We start from the raw sequence: 12,098 nt of genomic DNA, 5'->3' as shown, positions 1-12,098 counted from the left end.
TTCTTTTCATGTAACTTAGCAATTATAAAAATATTGGGGATGGTGCTAATATGGAAATTTCTAAAAAAATAAACGAGATGAAATGGAAATTAGAAATGAGTAAGTACAAATATTGGTGGCATTATTTTTTGGCTGTAAATGAAAGTACTGGAGAGGAGAGACCTTTTTTTATTCAGTACTATGTAGTAAATCCAGAGGGCTCAGCTTTTGAGCCTAAATTTAGTGAGCCTTCTTATGCTATGGTCAGAGCAGGAACTTGGGAAAATGGTGGTGTTCAAGTAAATAATTTTTATGGTGGCAATTATTTTAATATTAAAAATTATGTAAAGGAATATCAAATATTCATAGGTCATTGTACAGTTAGTGAAAATTACTTAAAGGGAAATGTATATTTAGGAGAGAATTGTGCTGAAAAGCACAATGAGTTTATGTCTAATTGTGGAGAATTTTCTTGGGAACTAGAAAAGAAAAACAGAATACCCTATAATGTTGAAAATAATATTATAAGCATAGCATCTAGTTTAGAGAGATTTAATACAGAATTTATAGGAAATATAAAATATAATGGACAGGAATATAAAGTTATACAAGGCAGAAGTAATGGATATGAAATGAAGGTTTTTATGAATGCAGATTTTGGATTTTGGGTAAATATGAATTGTAATTCTTTTAAAAGTGAATTAAAAGAAAAAGTAGATGCAAATTTAAACTTAATAGGATTGTCACCTATAATACTTAAAAAGGAGTTAAATAAAGAATTCTCTGTGGTATTGAATTTAGAAGGTAAAGAATATAAATACTCAAATAGAGTATTGGGAAGTGGGAGAATTTCTGATTTTTCATGTGATGAAGATGATAAAAAAGTAACTGTATATTTAGAGGCAATTAATGATAGCTCTAAGATACAAATTTTTTTTCAGGACGAAAAAGAAAATATGATGAAGCTTATATATAAAGGTTTGTGCCAGCAGCATAGTATATTAAACTTTTGGAATTCTGGTTGTGCTAAGGGATTTGTAAAATTATATGAAAAAAGTGACAATTCTTATATTCTTAGGTATCATTTAAAAGGCAGTATGGCCAATTTCATATCATATATTGAGTAAAGACTGCCCCGGAGATAAACAACACATGTAGGGGCTGTGGCACTAAGAAATTTACATACAATATGTTGATTTGCAAATTAAAAATTAGCACAATACATTGTAGTATTTATTCTTAATGCGACAGCCTCATTTATCCATAAAATACTATTAAACAGATACACCTTTAACACCGAATATGCATCCTATTAAGGGAAGTTTTGCTTTTTGATATATATATACTTTTCCATGTATATTTAAGGCTTTACTTATATAAACAGGTGTTCCTTGATAATTGGTAATATGATAATTTATTAAATTACTTACATCATTTCTAACCTCGATCCAGAGGTATTTTGTAGGAATGCCTCCTCATCCACAGGATTTAGTAATATATGAAATAACGAAGCTTCCACCTTTACTTTTAGCTGTATTTAAAGCTTTATCTTGAATTTCTAAATTCATAATACCACCTCCAATATACCCCAAGTGGGTATATGTTTTATTATATTTTATATTTGTTTTTTAAAATTGTCAATTATATTTATAAAAACAATTGTAACTCTCTCATCGAACTCCCCTAACTTAAAGTCCTTACATCATTGACCACAAGGATACGAGGTTTTACGGGCTGAATTATAAAAAGCTATAAAATAATTTTAGAAATGCATATTTTGAATATTGTCATTTAGTAATTGTAAGCACTGTTTAAATAGTGCTCTGTTAGAAACTTGTAAGACTAAATTCTGCTGTTTTAGTATATAGGTGTAGAATTTAGTTTTGCAATTAAGTTTTAAACAATATATATAAAAGATTAACATAAATGACAATTGAAATAATAATACATTATATGATATAATTAATGTGTTTTGATACTTTATGCGTATATATTGTGTAAAGATTTGTTTAAAATACAATTTACCATAGATGAAGTTAGGGGGAGATTATAAATGTCAGGTCATTCAAAATGGCATAACATACAAGCTAAAAAAGGTAAAGCAGATGCTAAAAGAGCAAAAGTTTTTACGAAAATAGGTAAAGAATTGATGGTTGCAGTAAAAGAGGGAGGAGCAAACCCTGATGCAAACCCAAGGTTAAGAGATGTTATAGCTAAAGCAAAGGCAAATAACATGCCAAACGATAACATAAGTAGATCTATTAAAAAGGCTTCAGGAGAACTAGGAGATGTTACTTTTGAAGAAATAACATATGAAGGATATGGTCCAGCAGGAATAGCTGTTATAGTAAACGCGCTTACAGATAACAAAAATAGAAGTGCTGGTAACGTAAGACACGCATTCACTAAACATGGCGGTAACTTAGGTTCAACCGGATGTGTATCATTTATGTTCCAGAAGAAAGGCCAAATGGTTATTGAAAAGAAAGATGGTCTTGATGAGGACGAAATTATGATGATGGCATTAGATGCAGGTGCAGAAGATTTTGAAGCTGAAGATGAAGTATATGTTATAACTACGGCTCCAGAAGAATTTGGAACTGTAAGAGAAGCATTAGAATCTCAAGGACTAGAGTTCTTAGAAACAGAAGTAAAAATGATTCCTGACACATATACAGAAATTGATGAAGAGACATCAACTAAGTTCCAAAAATTACTTGACCAATTAGAAGATGATGACGACGTTCAAGATGTTTATCACAATGCAGAGTTCCCAGAAGGATGGGAAGAATAGCAGTTATATCAATGAGTTAGCCTAAATTGTTGATGTTAAGTTACTGTTATCCATTATGGATATGCGAGTAGTACACCTTATAAGCTTATATAAAAGTTTATGGAGGTGTATTTTTTATGTTATTAAAAGAAGTATTAAAGGAATTTATATTCGATTGTGAAATTAGAAAAACGAGTAGTAGGACAATAAAAAGTTACAAAAACAATAACCAAAGATTCCATGCCAAGAGTTTTCGTCAGCTTGATTATCTTAATTAGTTTTTGACATATTTATTATGCTACAATGGAAAAGTAGGGGTAAAGCATCCATGTTAAATTAATATAGAATTTAGAGAAAAGACTCAAGAAATGAAGATATTTTATAAGGTGCAATTTTTATCCTTATGAGGTGTAATTTTGATACTATGTGGTGTAACTTTTATACCCGAATAAGACTTAATTAGTAAGACTTATATTTATCTGCTGAAGCAGATTCTATTCCGTTTTAGATTCTATGGAAAATAGAAGGTTATAGAGTTTATAAAAGAGGTTTTTTAAGGGGTTAACTAAGGACGGTAAATATTTAATATTAAAGAATGCAATTTAAGTAGATACAGCCCCCGATCTGCCCCATTCTGATAACTTCACTCGATTAAAAAAAAGTATCGCAACAATGTCTCATAATGCGGATTTGACTTGTTATAAAAGTATAAAGGCAATTAAGTCTAAATTAAGGAGGAAGAAAGTTATTTTATATGAAAGATTTGTAGAAGAGTGTTATGAGTTTGGAGACGGATACTTAGGAGAAAAGGGAATTACATGTTTCTATGGGAGGGGGTAACCGGGTATGGTGTAAATTCATTCCATATCAAACCAGATTGCAATGATGGCACTGAAATAAAAGCATATATGAATGAGAAGGATAAAAGGATATGGTTAATGGTATTCAAGAATGGTTGGGAAAGAAATTTCTTAAAGAAGGAGTACAAGCATACTAGATTTTTAGATGAATACTTTACAGATGAACAAGAAATGATAATACGTATTAAAGAACAAGTGGAATTGCACCAAGGTTATGATATTAACTATAGTGGTAACTTTGAAGAATAACAAATGTATGAGGGAAGCCTTTACGGTTATCCTCTTTATAATTCCGTTGCTAATAAGTAGTATGATAATTTTTGATTATTGAAGCCTTATAACATCTCTCAAAAGAATGCAACCAAAAAACCTATGCTTTTAAATGGGTTTTAGCATAGGTTTTGCATTAACTATTTAGTTATTTGTAAACGATATAAGAAGATTACGAAACAATCATTAAACTAAACAAGTGGACATATTACTAATTCTTCTAATATACTATATAATCTTGTTTTATTGTTCTTCAAATATCTCTTATCAAAGCGTTTAGCAATTTTTTTCTTTTGTCATTATTTAAATTATGGTATACATCTTCTAGCTTATAATCAGGTATTATAAAACTGTTTTCAATATCCATTAATTTTGTTAAGTACAGGTTAAAATCGTAATGACTTACTGACCTTTCTCCTGATATATTTATTATTCCTGTAAAATTACTATATGCAAGTTCAATTATTGCATCTGCAAGGTCTTGAACATTAACAAAACTTGCATACATATTAGCTGTTCTTGAATAATCTTTGCCTGACTCTGAAATCTCAAGAAGCCCTTTCATTCTGGAATCCATTTTGCCATCATAGTCATAGCCATAGATACTACCAGGTCTTACGATTACATGGTTAGGATGTTTTGCAACTATACTCTCTCCTTCAATCTTGCCGTTTATATATTTTGATAAATATTCATCAGGCATACGTTTATTAGGGGTTACATTTTCAGTCTGGTTCTTTCCTTTTCCTACTGTAGTAGAAACATAAATCAATCGTACATCTTTCGAGATTCTATTAACTAACTCATTCATACCTATTTGCGATAAATACATTTCTTCTTCTGCGTCATAAATACTCCAAATGATTACATCTGGTTTAAATAAAAGCAATCTCTTTATATATAATTTATTTAATACATTAGCTTGTACAAGTTCATGATTATTAGAGTTGCAACAAGTCCCATAAATACTATCATTGGTACATTCCTTGAGTTTTTTGTATATTGTATTTCCTAAATATCCGCTTGCACCTATTATCAATAAATTCATAAATACCCTCCATTCTTAAATATATAGTAAATGGATGCCAGTCCATATTTTACATTTGTGAAACAATATAAAAACATTATTTATTTTTCAGTCTTAATATTATATTAGTAATATTAATAACCAGCGTTCTTCATTAATTCTAGTAGATTTTGAGTTATATTTCTTTTTAAATCACCATATTTTTCATTTGAATATTCATATTGTCTATCATTTGTTTGTTCCTTTGGATAAAAATAAATTGGTCTGCACTTATACTCATCAGGTTCCCAATCATAACGTGCTACAATATGTGCATGTAAATAGTGGTCTAAATTCATCAAAATAGAATAATTAATTCTCAATGGATTACATGCTTTTATAATAGCATCTCCTATTAATGTCATATCAGTTAAATATTGAGTTCTTTCAGCCAAAGATAACTCGTTGAGTGAACTTGCTTTTGGATATCCAAGAAGAACACAATATCCAGGTAGAAATTGATTATCTCCTATAACAGCAAATCCACTTTTCATTTTTACCATTACTGTAGGATTTTCGTCTCTTTCTGCAGAAGCAATTCTATCATTTTTCCAACTATCCATAATATATCTCCTCCATGACTAATTTACATTTATGATCTAATCCTATTTTATAGTAATTGGTTAATTTTGTATAGAAGTAATATATATTTCAACACTATACTTTAATCTAATTTTAAAATATCTTAGTGAAAAAAGATTAGTAATTAATCGTATGTTATATCTTCAATTCGTAATATACAATTTATACACTAAATCTACATAGGTTTTTGGATAAATATTGATTGTAATAACACCCTAAAACCGTATTATTTCGTTAAAAAATTTTGGGATGAGTTTCAAATTACGAATTGAAGATGTTATATATGACATATAGTTTATTATGTAAGTATTTGATATATTAAAAGCTTACTAAAAGAGGTTTATTAGACTATGATAAGTAAGTGACGGTAAATAAACCCGCTTAATATAAGTAATAAAAATAAAAAGAATTCCCTAAATTGAAATCCATAAAGTTTATTAGGAGTGATACCCAACTTCTTTTTTTTAGCTCTTTTAGCCACCCCCTAACTTAACCGATGCATATAATACTTACCTTTAGAGAAATAATGTTGCAATTCGGTTATTGCATATACAGGTAATCATATGCAGTTAATATATGGTGAATAATATTGCATTATTTGGGTAAGCATGTTTGTAATAATTGGTTAAATGTGAAAAAAACAATTCTATCAATCATAATAAATAATAAGTACCTAACAGTAGTATTAAATGGCATTAATTGGGTTGATTAATCTTAGAATTGTAGTGAAGAAATGAGGTTGCTAAGATGAATGTATTAGATTCTTATTATATTAATATACGGTAGAACGATTGATATTGATATTAATCAGGAAATAAATTCATGATTTTAGTATGCTGTGAGTAGTGATTAGTTATTTATTATTTATTATATATTGTATAAAAATTTACAAATTGGACATAATAGCCCATACAAGGAGGTTGATAGTATGTCTAAAAAAAGAAAATTTATACTATGGTTTTCTGCAGTGGCTTTAGTTCTTTTTGTAGGAGGATATTTAGGTTATTATAAATATAATAAAAGTACTAAATATAAAGAGGAATTATATAAAGATAGCAATGCTGTTATGAGTAAAAGCAAATCTCAAAACACCGTTAAATACAATACCAAATTAATATTTAAGGTAATGTATTTAAAAAGTAATGATACTATAGAAGAAGAACAAATAGCAGAAAAGTACGATAAGTCTATAGTAGGATATGATAGAGAAAAGCTTCAATCCTATTTTTCAAAAAAAGGCTTTAAAATAAATAAAATGGATGGGGAAGAAGTTATTCTAATTAAGAGCTTGGATAGATATTCTCCAAATAAATATGTTATAAGTATAGAAAAAACGGACAAAGGAGAGTATATGGCTATTTTTAGAACAGACAATGAAGGAAATATGTATATAGAAAAGAAGGAAGATGTGACGGATATAAGGACTAATCTTTTAAGAAAAGAGGAAGTCGAAATGCTTAAAAGTGGATCTTCGGAATTTCAGTTTGACACTAAAGAAAAGGCTAAGGAAGCCATTACAGAGTATCAATCTTAAAATAGAATAAATATGTATAATATAAGTGAACAAAGGGTGTATAGGGTTTATGCAATAAGGATGAACTATATACTCTTTTTTCTTGAATAAAATTAATTATGGTGGTAAAGTATTATGTAGTTGCTTATTTAAATTATTCATTGAAGGGAATGTATCAGTGTGTATGAGTATATAAAAGGAACTTATATGGGTATTAATGAAGACTATATTATAATTGAAAATAATGGTATAGGCTATAAGATATACACATCAGGAAACACCATAACTAATATACCTAAAGCCAGTGAAGCAATTACTATTTATACAATTCAAATCGTGAGGGATGATTTTATTGGACTTTATGGATTTTTAACTAGAGAGGAATTGTCTTTATTTAATTTACTTTTAAAAGTTAATGGAGTGGGCCCTAAAGCTGCGCTATCTCTTTTGTCCATAAGCAGTGTAGCCAATCTTAAAAAGGCTATAGTTTTAGGGGATGAGGGCTTAATTACAAAGGCTCCAGGTGTAGGTAAAAAAACTGCTCAGAGAATAATACTTGAACTTAAAGATAAGATAGATATGGATGGAATATTAGAAGCAGCAGAGAGTAAAGAAGATAAGCCTATAGATGATAAGATTAGAAGGGAAGCTTTGCAGGCTCTTGTATCTTTAGGATATTCTGAAAAAGAGGGAAATAAAGCATTAAAGTCTGTTGAAGGCGATAATGTTGAAGAGTTAATTAAAAATTGTTTAAAATATTTAATGAATTGAGGTGTATAAAATGGGGGATAGAATTGTTACAACTTCTAATATAGAGGGAGATTTTGAAAATGATTATTCTCTACGGCCTCAAAGTTTTAATGAATATATAGGTCAAAAAAAGGTAAAAGAAAAGCTAGACATATTTGTAAAAGCGGCTAAAAAAAGAAAAGAAAATTTGGATCATGTACTTTTATATGGCCCACCAGGTCTTGGTAAAACCACATTGGCTAATATAATTGCTAGTGAAATGGCCGGGAATTTGAAAGTGACTTCTGGTCCGGCTATAGAAAGAGCTGGAGATCTAGCTGCTATACTTACTGGCCTTGGAAATTTTGATGTGTTGTTTATAGATGAAATACATAGATTAAACAGAGCTGTGGAGGAAATACTATATCCAGCTATGGAAGATTATGCTTTGGATATAGTTATAGGTAAGGGGGCAGCAGCTAAATCTATAAGATTAGATTTGCCAAAGTTTACGCTTATAGGTGCAACTACGAGAGTTGGACTTTTAACATCACCTCTTAGGGATAGATTTGGGGTAATGTGTCCTATGGAATTTTATGAGGAAGATGAGCTTACATATATAATAGTCAGATCTTCAAAGATATTAAATGTAGAAATACAAGAGGATGCAGCTGAAGAAATAGCAAGGCGTTCTAGAGGAACTCCAAGAATAGCAAATAGAATTTTAAAAAGAGTTAGGGATTATGCTATTGTTAAAGGAAATGGAATTATAGATTTAGATACTGCAAGAAAGGCCTTAAAACTTTTAGATGTGGATTCAGAGGGGCTAGATAGTATAGACAATAAGATATTATCAGCTATAGTTGATAATTTCAAGGGAGGACCAGTAGGACTGGAAACTTTAGCTTATTTCATAGGAGAGGAATTAGATACTATACAGGATGTATACGAGCCATATTTACTTCAAAAAGGATTTATAATAAGAACTCCTAGGGGAAGGATGGCAACGGAAAGAACATTTAGACACTTAAAAAGAGAAATACCTAAAAATTATATAGAGAATAATCAAATTTCTATTTTTTAATTAACATTAACAGAAGAGGACGTGTTTACATGGATGTAAAAGATTTTTATTTTGATTTACCAGAGGAACTTATAGCTCAGCATCCTGCTGAGAAAAGAGATGAATCAAGACTTATGGTTTTAAATAAAAATTCAGGTGAAATAGAACATAAGCATTTTAAGGATATACTTATGTATTTAAATCCAGGAGATTGTCTAGTGTTAAATAATACTAGAGTGCTTCCGGCTAGGCTTATTGGTAGTAAGGAAGGAACTGGTGGGAAAATAGAATTTTTATTACTTAAAAGAATAGACAAAGATAAATGGGAAACATTAGTTAAGCCTGGCAAAAAAGCTAAGGTAGGCAGTGAATTTATCTTCGGAAATGGAGAATTAAGAGCTAAAGTAGTAGATATAGGTGAGGAAGGAAGCAGAATAGTAGAATTTGAGTATAAAGGCATATTTGAAGAAGTTTTAGATAAATTAGGACAAATGCCTCTTCCACCATATATAAAAGAAAGACTTAGTGATAAGGAAAGATATCAAACTGTTTATTCAAAGGAAGTAGGATCAGCAGCAGCACCTACAGCAGGATTACATTTTACAGAGGAACTTTTAGAAAAGATAAAAGCTAAGGGAGTAAAAGTAGCTTTTTTAACATTACATGTGGGACTTGGAACTTTTAGACCTGTAAAAGCTGATAAAATAGAAGAACACCATATGCATTCAGAGTATTACTGCATGTCAAAAGAAACTGCAGACATAATAAATGAAACTAAAAATGCTGGTGGAAGAATTATAGCAGTAGGTACTACTTCTTCTAGGACATTAGAAACTATAGGAGAAGAAAATGGTACTGTTTCGGAAAAATCAGGTTGGACAGATATATTTATATATCCTGGATACAAGTTTAAAGTAGTAGATGCTTTGATAACTAATTTTCATCTTCCAGAATCAACTCTTATAATGTTAGTAAGTGCTTTGGCTGGAAGAAAAAATATAATGAATGCATATAACACAGCAGTTAAAGAAAAATATAGATTTTTTAGTTTTGGAGATGCTATGTTTATAGGATAGTAATAGAAAGGAAGTAGGCTAATGGGAAAATACACTTTACTTAAGAAAAGCCACAAGGTAAGACGTGGAAGATTTGAAACTGCACATGGAACTATAGAAACCCCCGTATTTATGAATGTGGGAACTCTTGCAGCTATAAAAGGAGCTGTATCCTCTATGGATTTAAAAGAAATAAGATGTCAAGTAGAACTTTCTAATACATATCATCTACATTTAAGACCAGGAGATAAAGTAGTTAAAGAATTAGGTGGATTACATAAATTTATGAATTGGGATAGACCTATACTTACAGATTCAGGTGGATTTCAGGTATTTTCATTATCACATATTAGAAAGATACAAGAAGAAGGAGTTTATTTTAATTCTCATATAGATGGAAGAAAAATATTTATGGGACCAGAGGAAAGTATGCAGATACAAAGTAATTTAGGATCAACCATAGCTATGGCTTTTGATGAGTGCATACCTAATCCATCTCCAAGGGATTATGTAGTTAAATCAGTAGAGAGAACTACAAGATGGCTTGAAAGATGTAAAATTGAAATGGATAGATTAAATTCCTTAGATGACACAGTAAATAAAAATCAAATGCTTTTTGGTATAAATCAAGGTGGAGTATACGAAGATATTAGAATTGAACATGCAAAAACCATAAGCAAAATGAATCTAGATGGTTATGCTATTGGAGGCTTGGCTGTGGGAGAAACTCATGAAGAGATGTACAGAATAATAGATGGGGTAGTTCCACACCTCCCACAAGAAAAGCCAATATATTTAATGGGTGTGGGTATTCCAAGCAATATTTTAGAAGCAGTAGACAGAGGAGTGGATTTTTTTGATTGTGTACTTCCAGCTAGAAATGGAAGGCATGGACATGTGTTCACTAAATATGGTAAAATAAATTTAATGAATGCAAAATTTGAATTAGATGATAATCCTATAGATGAAGGGTGTCAGTGTCCTACTTGTAAGTACTACAGTAGAGCTTATATAAGACATTTATTTAAAGCAAAAGAAATGCTAGCTATGAGGCTATGTGTTCTCCATAATTTATATTTCTATAATAAGTTAATGGAAGATATAAGAAGTTCTATAGATGGAGACTACTTTAAAGAATTTAAAGAAGAAAAATTAGCTAGTTGGAATGGAAGAGCTTAATATAAATAATTAAATTTATTTAAATTATAAATTATTAAAATGAGGGAGGAATAGAATTATGTCAAATGGCGTAATGACAATTGTTACTTTTGTGATTATGATTGCATTCTTTTATTTAATAATAATAATTCCTGAAAATAAGAGAAAAAAGAAATACAATGCAATGTTAGAATCATTGAAGGTAAATGATGAAATAATGACTAGAGGAGGAATTATTGGAAGTATAGTTGTGATAAAAGATGACTATGTAATAATTCAATCAGGTCCGGATAAAGCTAGATTAAAAATGTCCAAAGCTTCTATTGGAAGTATTTTAAATGCAACTGATGATGTAGTTAAGGAAGCAAAAGAAGTAAAAGAATCAAAAGAATCATAAAATAGTTATTAAACACCTCCTAGATTCATATATTTTTAATAAGGAGGTGTTGCTATTTGAACAGAAAGAATATGGATTGTATGCTTAAAGGATTAATACGAGCATGTATAGTTACTTTATTAGGTATGATAGTTTTTTCTATAATTAATTTTTTATTTCCAGCTTCAGAAGGATTTAGGAGTATTTTTATTTTAATAATTACTTTAATAAGCATAATGTACGGGGCTGTATATGCTTCTAGGAAATCTAGAAAAAATGGATGGATTATAGGTATAGCTTTAGCTTTTATGTACATGCTAATATTTTATTTGATTTCAGTAGTAGCTGGAAGAGAAACTGCTTTGGCAGCAAATGATTATATAAGAATTGCATTAGCTTTATTGGTAGGTACCTTATCTGGAATGTTAGGAATAAATATGTAGAAATCCTTTATTTAATTAAAATATTGTGATATAATTTACGAGTAGATATGCGATATTAAAGTGATAAATATGATTGGAGGAATTGACATGAAACATATAAAAACAATAAACAAGTCAAATATAAAAGAAAGTTTAAAGAAACCAGGTTGTAAAGAGTGTGCAAATTCATGCCAATCTGCATGCAAAACTTCTTGCACAGTTGCCAATTTAGCTTGTGAAAACTAATTTATG

General features: G+C 29.8%; 13 protein-coding genes. 11 read left to right on the top strand and 2 right to left on the bottom strand.

The window, feature by feature from the left end:
* The first annotated feature begins 50 nt into the window (after positions 1-50).
* From CC89_RS07750 to CC89_RS07740, 3 genes are all read left to right on the top strand, one after another.
* Positions 51-1,106: a hypothetical protein gene (locus CC89_RS07750; protein WP_035290898.1), complete on the top strand. Its 1,056-nt coding sequence runs from the start codon at positions 51-53 to the stop codon at positions 1,104-1,106.
* Between the two features lie 926 nt (positions 1,107-2,032).
* Positions 2,033-2,773 carry a YebC/PmpR family DNA-binding transcriptional regulator gene (locus CC89_RS07745; RefSeq protein WP_035290897.1) on the top strand — a complete coding sequence of 247 codons (741 nt, stop codon included), beginning with the start codon at positions 2,033-2,035 and terminating at the stop codon, positions 2,771-2,773.
* Between the two features lie 797 nt (positions 2,774-3,570).
* Positions 3,571-3,861 (top strand): hypothetical protein, encoded by a 291-nt coding sequence (locus CC89_RS07740; RefSeq protein ID WP_035290896.1) that lies wholly within the window; start codon positions 3,571-3,573, stop codon positions 3,859-3,861.
* A 274-nt stretch (positions 3,862-4,135) separates the two neighbouring features.
* Here the strand turns inward: CC89_RS07740 and CC89_RS07735 are convergent, their stop codons facing one another.
* Complete coding sequence (locus CC89_RS07735) at positions 4,136-4,930, bottom strand: sugar nucleotide-binding protein (protein ID WP_035290895.1); 795 nt, start codon at positions 4,928-4,930, stop codon at positions 4,136-4,138.
* Positions 4,931-5,043: 113 nt separating this feature from the next.
* Positions 5,044-5,511, bottom strand: coding sequence for an HIT family protein (locus CC89_RS07730; protein ID WP_035290893.1), 468 nt, complete (start codon positions 5,509-5,511; stop codon positions 5,044-5,046).
* A 947-nt stretch (positions 5,512-6,458) separates the two neighbouring features.
* Here CC89_RS07730 and CC89_RS07725 point away from each other — a divergent pair.
* From CC89_RS07725 to scfA, 8 genes are all read left to right on the top strand, one after another.
* The gene (locus CC89_RS07725; protein WP_035290892.1) at positions 6,459-7,064 is read left to right on the top strand and encodes a hypothetical protein; all 606 of its coding nucleotides are present in this window, start codon (positions 6,459-6,461) and stop codon (positions 7,062-7,064) included.
* A 159-nt stretch (positions 7,065-7,223) separates the two neighbouring features.
* On the top strand, positions 7,224-7,814 hold the full coding sequence (gene ruvA / locus CC89_RS07720; protein ID WP_035290890.1) for a Holliday junction branch migration protein RuvA: 591 nt from the start codon (positions 7,224-7,226) through the stop codon (positions 7,812-7,814).
* Between the two features lie 10 nt (positions 7,815-7,824).
* On the top strand, positions 7,825-8,856 hold the full coding sequence (ruvB, locus tag CC89_RS07715; protein WP_035290888.1) for a Holliday junction branch migration DNA helicase RuvB: 1,032 nt from the start codon (positions 7,825-7,827) through the stop codon (positions 8,854-8,856).
* 29 nt (positions 8,857-8,885) lie between these two features.
* Complete coding sequence (queA, locus tag CC89_RS07710) at positions 8,886-9,911, top strand: tRNA preQ1(34) S-adenosylmethionine ribosyltransferase-isomerase QueA (protein WP_035290886.1); 1,026 nt, start codon at positions 8,886-8,888, stop codon at positions 9,909-9,911.
* A gap of 21 nt (positions 9,912-9,932) precedes the next feature.
* Positions 9,933-11,069, top strand: a complete 1,137-nt coding sequence (tgt, locus tag CC89_RS07705; protein ID WP_035290885.1) for a tRNA guanosine(34) transglycosylase Tgt — start codon at positions 9,933-9,935, stop codon at positions 11,067-11,069.
* Positions 11,070-11,142: 73 nt separating this feature from the next.
* Positions 11,143-11,445 (top strand): preprotein translocase subunit YajC, encoded by a 303-nt coding sequence (gene yajC / locus CC89_RS07700; RefSeq protein WP_502685628.1) that lies wholly within the window; start codon positions 11,143-11,145, stop codon positions 11,443-11,445.
* A gap of 56 nt (positions 11,446-11,501) precedes the next feature.
* The gene (locus CC89_RS07695) at positions 11,502-11,867 is read left to right on the top strand and encodes a TIGR04086 family membrane protein (protein ID WP_051931586.1); all 366 of its coding nucleotides are present in this window, start codon (positions 11,502-11,504) and stop codon (positions 11,865-11,867) included.
* 87 nt (positions 11,868-11,954) lie between these two features.
* Entirely contained in the window at positions 11,955-12,092 is a 138-nt protein-coding gene (gene scfA / locus CC89_RS07690; protein ID WP_017414649.1) for a six-cysteine ranthipeptide SCIFF, read from the top strand.
* The last annotated feature ends 6 nt before the right edge of the window (positions 12,093-12,098 follow it).

It is taken from the genome of Clostridium sp. KNHs214, from assembly GCF_000744935.1.
Taxonomy (GTDB): Bacteria; Bacillota; Clostridia; order Clostridiales; family Clostridiaceae; genus Haloimpatiens.
The sequence above is the reverse complement of the archived record's forward strand: the minus strand, read 5'-3'. Positions and strand labels throughout refer to the sequence as shown.